Raw genomic sequence first — 14,808 nt, 5'->3', positions numbered from 1 at the left:
AGCGGCCGAGAGCGCTGGGTGCTCGAAGCCTACGGCGATCGCTACGCTAGCCCATTGGAGGGACATTACTTATGGCTGCGAGTTTCGGCATTCCGCCTGAGGGCGAAACGATCAAGGCACTCGTCCAGGACCGGCTGAAGCAGGCTGCCGCCGAGGAGGGCGCCAAGATCACTGTCGAGTGGAGGGGCGCCGAGCAGCGGCACCTCTACGTGATCTCGATGCCGGTCAGCATGCTGTACTTCAACCCGGACACTCACCGTGTCCGGGCGCAGCGCACGCTCGACCCTGAACGCAACCGGGACCTCAACGAGCGGCCGTGGAGCGAGGAAGGCCAGGAGTACCTCCGCTACCTGCTGACCCGGGACCCCAAGGACCCAAGCAAGACCGATCCGGAGTACGCGGCGCTCCTCGAGGAGCTGGAGGAGTTCGGCCAGCGGGACCCCGGGATCATCAGCCCAAACGGCATCCTGGTCGACGGAAATACTCGTTGTGCTGCGCTCAGGGAGCTGGGCAAGGAGCACATCCGTGTCGGAGTCCTGCCAGAGGACACCAGCCGGCAGGACATCAACAGGGTCGAGCTCTCCCTGCAGCTTCGCCGCGACAAGCGCCGGGACTACTCGTACCTCAACAGGCTCATAGCGGTTGAGGAGGAGCTTGCCGCAGGGCGCAAGCAGGAGGACATCGCCAGGGAGTTCAACATCAAGCTCCCAACCCTCCAACGGGACCGATGGGTCTACGAGTTGATCAATGACGCCATTGACCGCAGTAAGACCAAGGAGGGAGCTGGCCTCCGCCTGGTGGACTTCGAAGACCATCAGGAGAAGCTCCGAGAGCTCGCGCGCGACTACGCCACACTGGCTGCGGCAGATCCCGACGGGGCTGAGCGGCTGAAGGAAGCGCGTCTTGCCATGGTGGTTCTCAACCTTCCCAAGACGACGCTCCGCCTCGCCGAAGCAAATTTCTATGAGCGCTATCTGGAGAAGCGGCTTCCTGAATCGCTTCGCTCAGACGGCGATGAGGACGGCGATGCGATCGGCATCCCTGGGCTCGACGATGTCGCTGTCCCTGGCGATGCCGTCGATGTCAGAGCCGTCCGCGATCTCACCGACAAGCTCCTGAAAGCGGATGCGGCCAGAAGGGCTCCTGACAAGGTTCCTCCCGCCGAGGTCTCTGCTGCGAACACCGTTTTCACCGAAGCCAGGGAGGTGTTCGAGACAGCAACCACCCTCGCTGGGAAGGACGCCAAGCTGCGCAAGCGGCAGATCGCCGTTCCGGAGCGGCTGACGGATGCGGCGGAGTTCATCGACCAGTGCGCTGCTGAGTTCGCGGAGGCGAGGGCCAAGCGCGCTCTGGACGAGGAGGCGTTCGACGATGCCTTGATCGCTCTGCGCGAGAGCCTCGCTCGCCTAGCCAAGCAGGCTGGCAGGACCTTCACCTCGCCTGGGGACGGCGTGGATTGGCTCCTCAACGCTACAAAGGACCGGTGACCGTGGACGCCGCTACCGGGCTGAGCCTTGAGATCGGTTTCGGGGACGACGCGGTTACCGCGCGGCTGCATGCGCGGAAGGATCGCGCATCGGACCTGCGGCGGCTTGCCTTGCGCTTCCAGAGCGGCGTCCAGCGCACCCCGACCATCCTCGACGTCGAGCTTGACGACCTACTCAGCAACCTCCGCGCGCTCGCCACGTGGCCAGAGCCCAAGACTGTGCACTGGGAGCCGCAGCTGGCCCATCTCGTCAAAGACTCCACTGCGGATGCCCGGACTGTTGCCCAGCGGCTAGCCTCACCGCCATCAGCCGCGGACGAAGTTGCTCCTGAGAACCTCAGCGATCTCCTCGGTCCCTCGTGGACAGGCGATCTCACGTCCTTCCAGCGCCGTGACATCGTCAAACTCCTATCTCTACGGCACGGCGCGAACTTCTCCGTCCCAGGAGCCGGCAAGACCCGCGTCGGCCTCGCGGTCTTCCAGGCTCTGCGTCAGCGAGGCGAGGTCGAGCGGTTGCTTGTCGTCGGCCCCAAGTCCGCCTACGAGTCCTGGCTATACGAGAACGGGGTGTGCTTCAGCGGGCCTCTGCGGATGTCCCTGTACGGCAAGGACCCTGATCCGTCGGCTGAAGCTTTGATCATCAACTATGAGCGACTAGATGGTGCGCTCGACGATCTCGGCTCGTGGCTTTCGATGAGGCCGTCCCTGCTGCTCCTGGACGAAGCCCACCGTATGAAAGCAGGAGCCCGGGGCGTCTACGGATCAGCATGCCTAGCCCTCGGCCCCTTGGCCCATCGCAGACTCATCTTGACGGGGACACCAGCACCCAACGGTGCCAAGGACCTTGAGAACCTTCTGGGTTTCGTATGGCCGGGCTACGGCCGCCAGCAAGTGGTCCAGGCCGTCGGCGGCGGTGACCTCGCAAAGGCAAGCGAAGCCCTCCGCCCGCTGTTCGTCCGTACAACGAAGCACGAGTTGGGGCTCCCTCCGGTCGAGACGAAGATCACGCCGCTGGAGATGCCGCCCCTGCACAACGAGATCTACGAAGCGCTTGTCGGCAGGTTCTCCGCACGCGCCACCGGGTCGGAGGCCGACTTCCTGGCCTGGGGGAAGATCACGGTCTACTTGCTGATGGCCGCGACGAGTCCCGCGCTTCTGCACACAGGAACCACCCGCTACGAGCCGCTGGAGTACCAGGTCCCGCCGCTGCAGGTGCCGAAGGGGACACCGCTGTTCGACCTTCTACGAGACCTGCCGAGTTACGAGCTTTCGCCGAAGTACCGGGAAGCGCTGGCCATCGTGGATGCAAACGCTGCTCAGGGACGAAAGACCCTAGTGTGGTCTACCTTCATCCGCAGCCTCAACACCCTCGAACGCATTTTGAAGAGGTTCCGGCCGGCGCTGGTCCACGGCGGTACAGAGGATCGCCAGGCGGAGATCGATCGCTTCCGCAACGACCCCGACTGCATGGTGCTGCTCTCGAACCCGGCGACCCTCGGCGAGGGCATCAGCCTCCACCAGTGCTGCCACGACGCGGTATACGTCGACCGGGACTTTGCTGCTGGCCGCTTTCTGCAAAGCCTGGACCGGATCCACCGCCTCGGCCTGTCGCCCGAGGCAGAGACCCGGGTTACCGTCCTGGCATCCGAGCAGACCATCGACGACGTCGTGAAGCTGCGGCTGGATGAAAAGCTCAACTTCATGGGGACAGTGCTGGACGATCCAGGCGTAAGGCAGCTCTCCGATCTCGATGAGGAACCGGCCGTAGGCGGCGGCCTTGACGAGGCCGACCTTCGGGCGCTGATGGGCCACGTCCGTGCCCGTGCCGCCTGACCCCGTCCTGCGAGCCGCCGTCCGCTGGCTAGAGAAGCTGCCCGTTAACGGCCGAGCACGGTGCCGGGCGCTGTTTACCACCCACGTGGAATACAGCGACATCAGCCCTACGCAGTACGACGCAGCCTACAAATGGCTGGCGGAGGCCGGGCTTCTGCAGGATCCTGACGAGGCACTGCCAGCCGGTGAGCTCATATTCCGGGCCGCCCTGCTTACTGGTGACGTCGCGTGGTTCCCAGACGCCGACGTCCATGTACGCGTACCCGCCGAGCTTCCCCTTGACGCGGGACGAGCCGCCGCGGTGCTCGGTCTCAGCGAATTTCAGGCATACCAACAGATCCACGCTCTGTGGGGCAAGGTCGATGCTGCCGAGCGTTCGCGAATCGGCGCCGCCGGCGAAACCGCCCTAGTAGAGCTGCTCTCGTCCTCAACAACCGCGGGAATCGAGCATGTCGCCGCTCACTCCGACGGATACGGCTACGACATAGGGGTCCACGCCGGCCGACACAGCCTGCACATCGAGGCCAAGGCCACCACACGCCGCAACCGCCTGACGTTCTTCTTGTCCCGTCGCGAATACGAAGTGATGCGCTGCGACCCGCTCTGGCAGCTCGTCATTCTGCAGCTCACAGACCGTTTCGAGATCAGCGCGATCGGCTCTGTTGCCAGTAGCTGGATCGAGGCCCAGGTACCGGACGACCAAGGGTTGTATGGGCGCTGGGAGGCGTGCAGAGTGGAGGTGCCTGCAGAGCAGGCAGTAAGCGGGATCCCGCGGCTCGCTCCTGTTCTCGATCAAGAAGCTCCAACGCTGCTGCGCGGCTGAGACGGCCAAAGGTGCTCAGCCGGCAGAGCGCCGGGATCGGACCGCCTCGTAGACTGTGCGGGCGCAGTGGTCTGCTGGCTCGTGCTCCCAGAATCGCAGCACGAGCCATCCGGCCTCCGCGAGACGGGCATCCGTATCGCGATCCCGCTCCACGTTGCGGCCGATCTTTCCGCGCCAGTACTCCGGATTGGTCTTGGGCGGCACGAAGTGCTCTGGGCAACCGTGCCAGAAGCATCCGTCGATGAAGACAGCGACCCGAGTCGGCCGGAAGACCAGGTCCGCCGTCCTGCGCATCCCCGGAAGAGGCTTGGCTGCCACCCTGTAGCGCAGCCCGGCAGCGTGGACAAGCGATCGGAGGGCAAGCTCAGGCGACGTGTCGCGGTTGCGGTTTCCGAGCATGCTGCGGCGGTTCGCAGCTGACGAGGCCCAAGAGCCTTCAGGAGGCTTCCAGACCTCGCCGTTCGCGTCGCCATCAGGCAGGGGGCTTACTCCCCCCGTGCCGCGACGGCCCGAGCCCATATCTCCTCGAACTCCTGTCCACTGATCACGCTAGGCCGGAACTCCTCATGGGCCGCGATCTTAGCCACTGTGCCCACGGGTGCCTCTGAGAGGCTTGTCCCTGCAGCCTCATGGCGCTCGTCAGCGTACTGTAGGCGCCCGTCGCGGAACAGCTCGATCTTGCGGACCTCATAGCCGTCGTCGCCGACCTCGCTGTAGATCTCGACCGGCTCATCGCTGAAGTCGTGGACCCACTCGACTCTCAAGTACCAGACCATTCGTTTGCCCCCCAGGAGACGATCCTCCCATCGAGCTGCAGCGGCTCGCGCCCGGGGATGAGGATGACGCAGCTCCTGCATTCGATCCGGGCAAGCCCCGTAACGTCTACTTCAACGTAGTGCGTGAAGCGGCGCACCTGCCACGGGACTCCCACGAGGCGCCGGGACAGCTGGGCGAGGGACATCGACCCCGGGGGGACGTCGGAGAGGTACTGGCCGTCGCCATAGCGCGCGTCCTTCGGGTTCGCTTCCCGCAGAGACGGGAGCAGCACAAGGCTCTGCCGAATGCCGTGCAGCCCATGCGCGTCGGTGTAGTGCCACAGTGTCGCTCGCTCGACCTGCCGAATCGCCGCTGCTACGGAGTCGTCCTTTTCCACGCGGGCAAGACGACCAGGATCCAGCGTACTGCGTCAACATTTTCGGGCCTCTGAAATATTTCACAAACCTGGGCTGCCGGTCACCTGCTCCTCGCATTCCAGCTGGTCGGCTCACGGATCTGCGAGGCGGTGGTGCGGAACGACGAGCCGCGCATCGCCAGGTGCGGCGCCGGTCTCCTCCGATCTGCAAGAAAATGAAATACGGACAGCGAGGCAGGAAACGAGTAGGGCAGGTGGACAAGCCTGGCATGCCGGACTATTCTCCCTGTCGTCATCGGCTTCTCGGCCTGAGCAGTGAGGCGGTTCGGCATGGAAGGGGAGGGCAATGCTGAGCGGGTGCCGCAAGAGCAGACTCGCCTGGTCGGAGATCTACTTAAACAGTCTGGTGTAACCCAGGAGCTCATCGCGCGATGGAGCGAGGAAGCGTCGACGGCCTTCAAAGTGTTCTGTCCGGGCCTTCCAGGCGCTTTAACTGCCCCCACTCTCAGCCGCATGAAGACGGGCAGCGGCTTGAAGAAGCTCAAGAGAGGCAAGCTTCAGCTGCTGCATCTGACGATCACGTATGTTAATAGCCCAAGGCCCGAGGGTGAAGGAGCGGTGCGTCGGGCATTGGCAGAAGCAGAAGCTTTCGCTGATGCAGTGCTCAGCGCCGGCGGCACGGCGGAAGATCTGAAGCTCAGTCGCTTCAACCCAAATGACCCGCGTCATGATCGCATGGCAGACCTCTTCGGTGGTCACGGGATCAGCCTGCTTGAGCACGCGATCGCGCAGAATGACGCGAGTTCCTTTCGGGAGATCGCTGTACTGCAGTGGCTCTCGGGAAACAGCGATGATGCACGTCACTGGAATGAGTGCGCGAGCCAAGCGACAACGGAGGCGCTGGAAACCCTGGACGCTGAAGTCGCGGTACAGGAGGCGTATGCCTTAGGGCTCTCGTATCTCTTTGAAAGCCAAGGGCAGGTTGCCGAGATTTATCTCGCGCTCGCGGCAGAGTCGGGCCACGAAGGGGCCGCCCTTTTGCTGCGTGAGGCTGGGGCCTGGGATGAGCTGCGGCGCAAAGGAAAGAATCGGAGCCGGTTTTCTGCGGCCCAGGGCAGCGGTCACGGCGAGGCCGGCAATCTGCTTCCTAATCCGGAAAATGAGCTGGCTGAAGGCTGACATACCGATCCTGAAACAGTGCCGGCCGGGAGGTTGATGATCAGCAGAAGATGCGGCTGTGGGGCATGGGCTTGGTGTACCATCCAAGCTAGTTCCAGCGAGTAGCGGCTCGGCCAGCTGGCCTATTGCAGTTCTGTGTCGTCAAGGGGTGCCTAGCAGTATGACTTCAATACTCACTGCGGCCAGGAGAAGATTCCATGGCGACCTTGTCAATAGGCGCACGCTAACGCTGTCGTCTAACTATATCGCCTCGAATGCCGACAAAAACCAAAAGAGCAGCGTCGCCATAGCGGGAAGAATTGCGCGGGACCTCGCTGCTCATATTGTAGCAGAAAAGATACAGGGGCAGCGTGCGGGCCAGCAGTTCGAGCAGGCTGTCGAGACATTTCTGAGGGAGACCTTTCCTTATTTCCAATCCCTCCGCCCCGGTGATTGGACTATTTATAACGTCGGCGGTTTCCCGCAAAGAGTATCAGGTGGCCAAGTATGAGCCCTATACTCATCTGGCTGATCTGGCTCGCGCAATCCAGACTGACCCGACCCTTGCCTCGGTGTTGGGGAACTCATATGAGATCAGTCCCGACGTTCTGATCGTGCGGAGTCCCGAACCGGATGAAGTGATTAATCGTGAACGAGAGCTTGTAGACGCCGAATTTGGCCGGTATGCGGTCATCAGGAGGGCGAACCAAGAGCGTGCGATTGTTCGCGCTATTGTCTCGTGCAAGTGGACTCTGCGCAGTGATCGTGCGCAGAATGCTCGTTCCGAAGCATTGAACGTTATCCGAAACCGGAAAGGGCGCGTGCCACATACTGTGGTCGTTACCGGGGAGCCGTCACCGTCAAGACTGGCGTCTCTGGCGCTTGGCACCGGCGACATCGATACGGTCTACCATTTTGCGTTGCCGGAGCTGATCGGAGCGGTAGAAGGGGCCGACAACGACGAGGCGATTGACATGCTCAACACTTTGGTGGATGGAAAGCGAATACGTGATATAACCGACCTGCCACTGGATCTGGCTGTTTAAAAGTCGATGTCGTCGTGAGCGGCGTGAACCGTATCGAGCATGCCAGGCGGTTCACGGGGCCTGCTGTGGCATGCGGTTCGGTAGGTCGACGCGCGCGAACCCGGCTAATCGTTGTTCTCGGTATTCTCTATCGTTTGCACGGTTCTCCCGCAGATGGAGCATCTTTTGGGCTCAAATCCCACTTCAACTTGATGGGTCATCGGGCAGATGCCGCTAGCTAGCTTCTCTAGTGCATCCTGAGCGGACTCGCGCGAAGACCAGTAGCCGAGTCCTGGAATTTCAATCACTTCAACGCCGGGTATATGTCGACTCGCTGGTGCCGGTTCGATGGCGGCCTGTATGTTCGTATAGCCATGGGCCTCCAGGATAGTTCCCCAGGTAGCGGGTTCGTAGGACCAGCGGTAGGGCCAGACCTGACGGCCGGTTAGGCCGGCGGCGTAGGTGCCTTGGACGCCGTAGGCGCCCGGGACGGGTGGGGCGTTGCAGAAGACGAGCTTGCCGCCTGGGGTCAGGTGGTCGCTGATGAGCGGGAGCAGGTCATCCGGGTTGGTTAACCAGACGGCTCCCCACATGGAGTAGATGGCGTCCCAGCAGCGATCAGTGGTGGCAAGGTATTCGAGGACGTAGCCATGTTCGACGTGAGCTTTGGAGAGGTGGGCCCCGGCGGGTCCGAGCCCTCTCGCATTGAGCTGGCGAGATGTCCAGGCCGGTTGCGGTGATGCCCCTGGTGGCGAGGGCTGCTACGGCGTCGCCTCGGCCCGAGCCGAGCTCCAGGGTCGTTGCAGGGGCGCCGAGTAGTTCATCGCCGGGGCCGTGGCCCGGGTATTGGGTCCAGCCAAAGGCGTCCTTGAGGGCTTCGTTGAGGGGCTGGTCCGCGACGCCTTCCGCGTAGTGGTCCCAGTAGGTGGTCTGGTTGGTTATGGCAGGCAGCATGTCGGCGGTTCCTCGCAGATTGGGATGGCGGGGCCAGCGGTCACGGTAGTTCCCTGGGATACCAGCCGTCTGTCTGATGAGGTCCTGGTCGACTGAGTGTTGCTTGCTGAGGCGCTCTGTACGGCAGAGCCGGACCCGTAGCGGCGATGCTGGCCGTTGAGGCGAGGCGGAGGGGCTCGTGGGCCGACTTGGCTCGCGACGCCGTTGTCCGGCATATGTGACGACGCCTGGCGGCCCTGGGGCCGAGGTTCAGATGGGTGTCGGAGGGGCTGAGATGTGGCCACGGAGTGATGGTGCGTGACTCTGGATGTTGTGGGGGCGGGGTCGGATGGGGGTCGAAAGATCTTGAGGCCGGTCTCCTTGGGGGAGAACCGGCCTCTGATCTGGCGTTTTCTGTCGGGGTGGCGGGATTTGAACCCACGACCTCTTCGTCCCGAACGAAGCGCGCTGCCAAGCTGCGCTACACCCCGGTGGTGGCTGCCCGGGAGTCGTACGTGCTCCCGGCGCCTAGACCACTTTAGCGGATGTTCGGGAGTGCTGCGTCCCTGATTTACGGGCTGTGAAGCCGGTCACGGCGCCGGACGGGGTGAGGGTGATGTCGGTCAGACCGGCGGCGGTGAGCCAGGCGCGGAGATCGGCGGCGGTGCCGGACGGGCCGAAGAGGCCGAAGCGGCGCATGAGGGCGTAGAGGGCGTCGTGGCGGGGGGAGGTGCCGCGGACGAGGGTGGTGCCTCGGAGGGTGCCTCCTGGGCGGAGGACGCGGGCCAGCTCGCGGACGGCGGCAGCGGGGTCGGGGAGGCAGTGGAGGCCGTTGTGGGTGAGGCAGGTGTCGAAGGTCGCCGAGGGGAAGGGGAGGCGGGTTATGTCGGCCTGGACGAGGGTGTGGGCGCCTCGGCGGCGGGCTCGGTGGAGCATGGACGCGGAGAGGTCGGCGGAGACCTGGTGGGGGGTGGGAGTCACCAGGCCGCCGCCGCAGGGGATGTCGAGGGTGAGGCCGGGCGGGCGGTTGCCGAGGCTGCGCCAGAGGTGCGTTATGTCGTAGCCCCACAGGACGCGGGCGGCCAGGCGGGAGACCGTGGGGTTGTGGACGCCCGCGTCGTAGAGGGCGGCTTGGAGGTGGGAGGTCTTCCAGTTCACCGGGGGACGAGGGTGAGGAGGGACGCCTCCGGGGGGCAGCAGAAGCGCATGGGGGCCTTGGGGGACGTCCCCAGGCCGGCGGAGACGTGCAGCCAGGAGCCGCGGTGCCGGTGCAGGCCCTTGACGCGAGGACGGTCGATGCCGCAGTTGGTGGCGAGGGCGCCGTAGAACGGGACGCAGACCTGGCCGCCGTGGGTGTGGCCGGCGAGGAGGAGGTCGTAGCCGTCGGCGGCGAAGCGGTCGAGGTTGCGGGGCTCGGGGGAGTGCATGACGCCGAGGTGGACGTCGGCCTGCGGGTCGACGGGGCCGGCGACCTTGTCGTAGCGGTCGCGGTTGATGTGCGAGTCGTCGATGCCGCCGAACTCGACGTCGAGCTCGCCGACCTTGAGGCGTCCGATGCGGTTGTTGAGGTCGAGCCAGCCGGCGGCCTGCAGGGACGAGCCGAGCTCGCGGTAGGGCAGGTCGGGTTCGCGGCGGTGCCGCTTGTAGTCGGACTTGCTGGTGCGCCAGATGTAGCGCAGCGGGTTCTTGAAGATCGGGGAGTACAGGTCGTTGGACCCGTAGACGAAGACGCCGGGACGGTCCAGGAGGGGCCCGAGGGCGTCCAGGAAGGGGCCGATGGCGTCCCGGTGGGAGAGGGTGTCGCCGGTGTTGACGACGAGGTCCGGCTCCAGGGCGTCCAGGGACCGGACCCAGTGGATGAGGCGGGAGCGGCCGGGCGTCAGGTGCGCGTCGGAGATGTGCAGGATCTTGACCGGGGGACGGCCGGGCGGCAGCACCGGCACGTCGAACCGGCGGAGCCGGAACCAGTTCCGCTCGATCACCGAGGCGTACCCGAAGGTCGCGGCGCCCGCGCCCAGGAGGCCGAGGGACGCGGCGTAGATCTTTCGCACGGTTCTCCCTTCTCTGGCGTCCATGGTTCCAGAGATGGGCACCTCGCGGTAATCCTGATGAGGCGGCCGGGTTCGTGCGGGCATGATGTGACCATGAGTGCCCTGAAGGAGAAGCTCGAGACCGACCTGTCGGCGGCGATGAAGGCGCGCGACGACGTCCGCACGCGGACGCTGCGGATGGCGCTGACGGCCGTCAAGAACGAGGAGGTCGCCGGCAAGCGGTCGCGCGAGCTGTCCGACGACGACGTGGTGAAGGTGCTGACCCGGGAAGCGAAGAAGCGCCGGGAGGCCGCGACGGCGTTCGGGGACGCGGGCCGTGCCGAGCAGGCGCAGGCCGAGCGGGACGAGGGCGCGGTGCTGGAGGAGTACCTGCCGGCGCAGCTGTCCGACACGGAGCTGAAGGCGCTGGTCGCGGACGCGATCGCGGAGACGGGCGCGGCGGGCCCGCGGGCGATGGGGCAGGTCATGAAGGTCGTGAACCCGAAGGTCGCGGGGCGGGCCGAGGGCGGGCGGGTCGCCGCGGAGGTCAAGCGGCAGCTCGCGGAGTGAGCGAAGGGCCCGGCGCGCGCCGGGCCCTTCTCGACGGCCCGGCGAACCGCCGGGCCCTTTCTCAGGAGGCCTGGCGAACCGCCGGGCCTTTCGCTTGTCAGTGGCCGGGCGGCGGCCAGCCGGGGAAGCCCTGGTCGCCGCCGTCCCCGTTCCCGTTGCCGTTCCCGTTCCCGCCGTCGTTCTTCTTCTTGCCGCTGCTGACGTACAGGATGACGGTGGTGCCGGGCGGGACCTCGGTGCCCGCGTCCGGCGAGGTGGACACGACCGTGCCCTTCGGCTGGTCGGAGTCCACGGACCCGGACGCGACCTGCACCTGGAGGTCGGCGCCCAGGAGCTTGGCCCGGGCCGCGGCGACCTTCATGCCCTTCACCTTCGGGACGCTCGTGGTGTCGCCGAAGTCGCGGGACGGGGTGTTGAAGTCGGGGGCGGGCTTCCCGGCCAGCGCGGACTGCATGCTCTGCTGCCACATGGCGCCGGGGGTGTCCGCGCCGTACACGCCGTACACCTTGTACTGCCAGGGGCCGCGGTAGTCCCAGTAGGCGGTGGCGGCGGCCATGTTCGGGGTGAAGCCGGCGAACACCGCGCAGGTGAACTCCTCGCAGGTGCCGGTCTTGCCGGCGGCGGGGCGGCCGATGCCGCGCCCGGCGGCGGTGCCCTTGGTGAGGACGCCCTTGAGGATCGAGTCGACCTTGTCGGCGACGGCCTGGTCGACGGCCTGGTGGCAGTCCTGCTTGGGCAGCTTCAGCTGCTTGCCGTCGGAGTCGATGACCTGCGTGACCGACAGCGGCGAGCAGTACTTGCCGCGGGCGGCGAAGCCGGCGTACGCGGCGGCGAGGTGGACCATGTCGATGTCGTTGCTGCCGAGGACCTGCGACGGGACCGGCGCGATGTCCTCCCCGTTGCCCCGCTTCATGCCGAACGCCTTGGCCATGGCGACGGCGTCGCAGACGCCGACGCGCTTCTCCAGCTGGGCGTAGAAGGTGTTGACCGAGTGCCAGGTCGCGGTCTTGAGGTCGAAGTTGCCGGCCTCGCTGTCACCGGCGTTGTGGAGCGTCCACGTGCCGCCGCCCGCCATCTGGTTCTTGTACTTCACCCCGTTGATGGTCCCGGTGTACTTGCAGGGCTGGAAGCCGCTGACGGTCGTCGTCTGCGGCGAGTTGATGGTGGTGCTGACCGGGATGCCCTCGTCCAGCGCCGCGGCGAGCGTGAAGGTCTTGAACGTCGACCCGGCGGACACGCCCGTGCCGCCGCCGTGGTGGGAGTCGGCGGGCAGGTTGATGGTGGTGCGGCCCTTGCCGGCGCCGAACCGCTTGCTCAGCCCGATCGCCTTGATCCGCCCGGTGCCGGGCTCGACCATCGCCTCGGCGCCGACGCGGTTGCCGGCCGGCGCGACGTGGCTGCGCAGCGCCTGGTCGACGGCGTTCTGCGCCTTCATGTCGAGGGTGGTGCGGATGGTGTAGCCGCCGCGGTTCAGCTTGTTGACGACGTTCTGCTGCTCCTTCGGCGTCATCGACCAGTACTTGCCGTTGGAGAGGATGTCGAGCATGTCGTACTTGACGTACTCGCAGAAGTACGGCGCCTTGCTGGACTCGCAGCCGCCGACCGGGTCGGTGCGGTTCAGCAGGATCGGCTTGGCGGCCTCCGCGTCCGCCTGCGCCTTGGAGATGTGCCCGAGCTGCGCCATCCGGTAGAGGACGACGTCGCGCCGCTTGCGGGCCTCCTTCGGGTTGCGGATCGGGTCGTACAGGGTGGGGTTCTGCGTGATGCCGGCCAGCAGCGCGGCCTGCCCGAGGTTCAGCTTGTTCGCGGGGACGCTGAAGTAGCGCTTGGCGGCGGCCTGGATGCCGTAGGCGCCGGCGCTGAAGTACGCGACGTTCAGGTAGCCCTCGAGGATCTGGTCCTTGGTCATGTGCTGCTCGATGTCGAGCGCGTAGCGCAGCTCGCGCAGCTTGCGGCCCACGGTCGGGGCCGTGACCTCCTTGTACTCCTCCTGGGTCGTCGCCTGGTCGACGAGCAGGTTCTTCACGTACTGCTGGGTGAGGGTGGACCCGCCCTGCGTCTGCTCGGACTCGACGTTGGAGGCCAGCGCGCGGATCGTCCCCTTGAGGTCGAGCGCGCCGTGCTTGTAGAAGCGCGAGTCCTCGATGTCGACCATCGCCTGCCGCATGATCGGGGCGACCTGGTCGAGCCGGACGGACTCGCGGTACTTGTCGAAGAACGTGGCGATCTGCTTGCCGTTCGCGTCGTACATCACCGTCTTCTCGGACGGTGGTGTCGTCTTGAGCGCGCTGTCCATGTTCTCGAAGTTGTTCGCGGCGTCGCGCGCGGTCAGTCCCGCGCTGCCGACGCCGGGAAGCGCGATGAACGCGACCAGGACGCCCGCGACGACACCCGCTCCGAGCAGCCTGAACAGCGTGGAGAAGGCCTTACCCCGATCTAGCTTCGCATCGCGCACGGGGTCTAGGGTACGCGGGACGACCAGTGCATTCGGGACAGGTCCCCCGGGCCCGGGCGGAGCGGGCCGGCCGGCGCCGGACGTTCGTCCGGTATGTGCCCCTCGTGACAACCTGCGCCATGTCTGGCGCGTCAACTACAGGTAACTAGTCCGTTCCGGCGGTATGGCCCCGGTGGGCTATATCGAGAATGGGCCCATCGGGGTCTGTTGAATCGTCCCTCGCTTCCGTAAGTTCTTCCCCACGGCTTTCGTTTGGCGGCCTGACGTCCGCGCCCGTCCGGCCAAGGAGCGCAAATCGACACAGACCCTAGGGGAGTGGGGCCAAGATGTGGATCACGGATTGGACCGCCCGCGCCGCCTGCCGTAACGCGGATCCGGACGCCCTGTTCGTGCAGGGAGCGGCGCAGAACCGGGCCAAGCTCATCTGCCGCGGCTGCCCGGTGCGCACGGAGTGTCTCGCCGACGCCCTCGACAACAGGATCGAGTTCGGCGTCTGGGGCGGGATGACCGAGCGGGAGCGCCGCGCGCTCCTCCGCCGGCGGCCGGACGTGCGATCGTGGCGCGACCTGCTGGAGACCGCCAAGGAGGAGTACGAGCGGTCGGTCGAGGCGGACGAGGAAGAGCTCGTCGCGAGCTGAGCCTCGGCTCGGCGCCGGTTGGGACGACGCCCACGGCCCGTCCGACGGGCGGGCAGGGCACGGACGGTCTGGCAAGGCTCGTTCATAAGACGGCAGGTGACCGGAAGGTCCACCTCAGTGCGGCTGCGGGCCCGTACCGATGCGGTACGGGCCTGCCGCCGCGCCTACCCACGCTCACGCCATGCACCCACGTCGGCGCACCGCGTGCGTGCTCATGCCTGCGCCGACCCAGATGCGTCCCACGTGCATGCGTGCGGTGTTGCGCGCGCGTGATGGTCATGCCTCCAGGGGCTGGACGGTGAACTGGTAGTCGTAGCGGATGAGGTCGTCCTCGCCGAGGACGAGGAACACCCGCGCGGCCCACGCGACGTCACCGCCGCCCGCCACGAGGCGGACGGTGAACGTGACCGCGTTGTGGTGGCCGAACACGTCGCCCGCCGACACCACCGCGAACCCGCGGCGGACCACGAACTCGTCGTACGCCTCGGCGATCCGCGCCTCCAGTTCGTCATGGCCGCGGAACCGCGCGGTCTCGACGAGCTCCACGCCGTCCTCCGCCCACAGCGCGGCGATGGCGGCGCGGCGCCGTCCGGCGTCGGATTCGCTCCACACCGCGACGTAGCGGCGGGCGATGTCCTCGATCGTGGCGGGCCGCAGCTCGTAGTCGGTCGCCTGCGTCATCGTCGGTCTCCTTCCGTCCGGCCCGGCGGGCCGTCGCGACCGAC

16 protein-coding genes and 1 tRNA gene are annotated in these 14,808 nt (G+C 66.1%); 8 read left to right on the top strand and 9 right to left on the bottom strand.

The genetic code is table 11. The features are described 5' to 3' along the window. Window positions 1–71 precede the first annotated feature (71 nt). The 3 genes from AB0C78_RS11390 to AB0C78_RS11380 all read left to right on the top strand — a co-directional run bounded on the left by AB0C78_RS11390 (window position 72) and on the right by AB0C78_RS11380 (window position 4,142). On the top strand, window positions 72–1,487 hold the full coding sequence (locus tag AB0C78_RS11390; RefSeq protein ID WP_360745314.1) for a ParB/RepB/Spo0J family partition protein: 1,416 nt from the start codon (window positions 72–74) through the stop codon (window positions 1,485–1,487). After that, window positions 1,484–3,319 (top strand): DEAD/DEAH box helicase, encoded by a 1,836-nt coding sequence (locus tag AB0C78_RS11385; RefSeq protein WP_360745311.1) that lies wholly within the window; start codon window positions 1,484–1,486, stop codon window positions 3,317–3,319. The genes AB0C78_RS11390 and AB0C78_RS11385 overlap by 4 nt, the downstream gene beginning before the upstream one ends. An 85-nt stretch (window positions 3,320–3,404) precedes the next feature. Next, the gene (locus AB0C78_RS11380) at window positions 3,405–4,142 is read left to right on the top strand and encodes a DUF3883 domain-containing protein (protein WP_360745308.1); all 738 of its coding nucleotides are present in this window, start codon (window positions 3,405–3,407) and stop codon (window positions 4,140–4,142) included. 15 nt (window positions 4,143–4,157) lie between these two features. On the opposite strand, the gene AB0C78_RS11375 is transcribed toward AB0C78_RS11380, so the two are convergent. From AB0C78_RS11375 to AB0C78_RS11365, 3 genes are read right to left on the bottom strand one after another with little or no spacing between them, the layout of a single operon-like run. After that, complete coding sequence (locus tag AB0C78_RS11375; protein ID WP_360745305.1) at window positions 4,158–4,661, bottom strand: very short patch repair endonuclease; 504 nt, start codon at window positions 4,659–4,661, stop codon at window positions 4,158–4,160. After that, window positions 4,628–4,918: a hypothetical protein gene (locus tag AB0C78_RS11370; RefSeq protein ID WP_360745302.1), complete on the bottom strand. Its 291-nt coding sequence runs from the start codon at window positions 4,916–4,918 to the stop codon at window positions 4,628–4,630. The genes AB0C78_RS11375 and AB0C78_RS11370 overlap by 34 nt, the downstream gene beginning before the upstream one ends. After that, a complete protein-coding gene (locus AB0C78_RS11365) occupies window positions 4,903–5,295 on the bottom strand; it encodes an HYD1 signature containing ADP-ribosyltransferase family protein (protein ID WP_360745299.1) in 393 nt (130 codons plus the stop codon). Before AB0C78_RS11365 ends, AB0C78_RS11370 begins: the two co-directional genes overlap by 16 nt. Window positions 5,296–5,604: 309 nt before the next feature. Between AB0C78_RS11365 and AB0C78_RS11360 the strand changes: the two genes are divergently transcribed. From AB0C78_RS11360 to AB0C78_RS11350, 3 genes are all read left to right on the top strand, one after another. After that, on the top strand, window positions 5,605–6,453 hold the full coding sequence (locus tag AB0C78_RS11360) for a hypothetical protein (protein WP_360745296.1): 849 nt from the start codon (window positions 5,605–5,607) through the stop codon (window positions 6,451–6,453). A 160-nt stretch (window positions 6,454–6,613) separates the two neighbouring features. Next, window positions 6,614–6,943 (top strand): NgoMIV family type II restriction endonuclease, encoded by a 330-nt coding sequence (locus AB0C78_RS11355; protein WP_360745293.1) that lies wholly within the window; start codon window positions 6,614–6,616, stop codon window positions 6,941–6,943. Next, window positions 6,882–7,478, top strand: coding sequence for an NgoMIV family type II restriction endonuclease (locus AB0C78_RS11350; RefSeq protein WP_360745290.1), 597 nt, complete (start codon window positions 6,882–6,884; stop codon window positions 7,476–7,478). Before AB0C78_RS11355 ends, AB0C78_RS11350 begins: the two co-directional genes overlap by 62 nt. A 597-nt stretch (window positions 7,479–8,075) precedes the next feature. Here the strand turns inward: AB0C78_RS11350 and AB0C78_RS11345 are convergent. The 4 genes from AB0C78_RS11345 to AB0C78_RS11330 form a co-directional block, all read right to left on the bottom strand. Next, the gene (locus AB0C78_RS11345) at window positions 8,076–8,411 is read right to left on the bottom strand and encodes a class I SAM-dependent methyltransferase (RefSeq protein WP_360745287.1); all 336 of its coding nucleotides are present in this window, start codon (window positions 8,409–8,411) and stop codon (window positions 8,076–8,078) included. 396 nt (window positions 8,412–8,807) lie between these two features. Then, window positions 8,808–8,881 (bottom strand) — tRNA-Pro (locus AB0C78_RS11340). 37 nt (window positions 8,882–8,918) lie between these two features. Beyond that, a complete protein-coding gene (locus tag AB0C78_RS11335; RefSeq protein ID WP_360745284.1) occupies window positions 8,919–9,548 on the bottom strand; it encodes a methyltransferase domain-containing protein in 630 nt (209 codons plus the stop codon). After that, window positions 9,545–10,441, bottom strand: coding sequence for a metallophosphoesterase (locus AB0C78_RS11330; RefSeq protein WP_225991583.1), 897 nt, complete (start codon window positions 10,439–10,441; stop codon window positions 9,545–9,547). The genes AB0C78_RS11335 and AB0C78_RS11330 overlap by 4 nt, the downstream gene beginning before the upstream one ends. A gap of 93 nt (window positions 10,442–10,534) precedes the next feature. Between AB0C78_RS11330 and AB0C78_RS11325 the strand changes: the two genes are divergently transcribed. After that, on the top strand, window positions 10,535–10,990 hold the full coding sequence (locus AB0C78_RS11325) for a GatB/YqeY domain-containing protein (RefSeq protein WP_151540246.1): 456 nt from the start codon (window positions 10,535–10,537) through the stop codon (window positions 10,988–10,990). Window positions 10,991–11,087: 97 nt separating this feature from the next. On the opposite strand, the gene AB0C78_RS11320 is transcribed toward AB0C78_RS11325, so the two are convergent. Further along, window positions 11,088–13,445 (bottom strand): transglycosylase domain-containing protein, encoded by a 2,358-nt coding sequence (locus AB0C78_RS11320; protein ID WP_360745280.1) that lies wholly within the window; start codon window positions 13,443–13,445, stop codon window positions 11,088–11,090. Between the two features lie 326 nt (window positions 13,446–13,771). Between AB0C78_RS11320 and AB0C78_RS11315 the strand changes: the two genes are divergently transcribed. Further along, window positions 13,772–14,083: a WhiB family transcriptional regulator gene (locus AB0C78_RS11315; RefSeq protein ID WP_151540244.1), complete on the top strand. Its 312-nt coding sequence runs from the start codon at window positions 13,772–13,774 to the stop codon at window positions 14,081–14,083. A 276-nt stretch (window positions 14,084–14,359) separates the two neighbouring features. Here the strand turns inward: AB0C78_RS11315 and AB0C78_RS11310 are convergent, their stop codons facing one another. Next, on the bottom strand, window positions 14,360–14,764 hold the full coding sequence (locus AB0C78_RS11310; protein ID WP_360745276.1) for a hypothetical protein: 405 nt from the start codon (window positions 14,762–14,764) through the stop codon (window positions 14,360–14,362). Window positions 14,765–14,808: the final 44 nt, after the last annotated feature.

Source organism: Actinomadura sp. NPDC048394 (assembly GCF_040651755.1).
GTDB classification, from domain to species: domain Bacteria; phylum Actinomycetota; class Actinomycetes; order Streptosporangiales; family Streptosporangiaceae; genus Spirillospora; species Spirillospora montaniterrae.
This window is presented reverse-complemented; position numbering and strand designations above follow the sequence as displayed.

Coding starts and splice junctions, on each gene's coding strand:
- AB0C78_RS11325 (WP_151540246.1), top strand. CDS start 10,535: ATGAGTGCCCTGAAGGAGAAGCTCGAGACCGACCTGTCGGCGGCGATG.
- AB0C78_RS11375 (WP_360745305.1), bottom strand. CDS start 4,661: ATGGGCTCGGGCCGTCGCGGCACGGGGGGAGTAAGCCCCCTGCCTGAT.
- AB0C78_RS11370 (WP_360745302.1), bottom strand. CDS start 4,918: ATGGTCTGGTACTTGAGAGTCGAGTGGGTCCACGACTTCAGCGATGAG.
- AB0C78_RS11360 (WP_360745296.1), top strand. CDS start 5,605: ATGGAAGGGGAGGGCAATGCTGAGCGGGTGCCGCAAGAGCAGACTCGC.
- AB0C78_RS11315 (WP_151540244.1), top strand. CDS start 13,772: ATGTGGATCACGGATTGGACCGCCCGCGCCGCCTGCCGTAACGCGGAT.
- AB0C78_RS11310 (WP_360745276.1), bottom strand. CDS start 14,764: ATGACGCAGGCGACCGACTACGAGCTGCGGCCCGCCACGATCGAGGAC.
- AB0C78_RS11390 (WP_360745314.1), top strand. CDS start 72: ATGGCTGCGAGTTTCGGCATTCCGCCTGAGGGCGAAACGATCAAGGCA.
- AB0C78_RS11345 (WP_360745287.1), bottom strand. CDS start 8,411: ATGCTGCCTGCCATAACCAACCAGACCACCTACTGGGACCACTACGCG.
- AB0C78_RS11355 (WP_360745293.1), top strand. CDS start 6,614: ATGACTTCAATACTCACTGCGGCCAGGAGAAGATTCCATGGCGACCTT.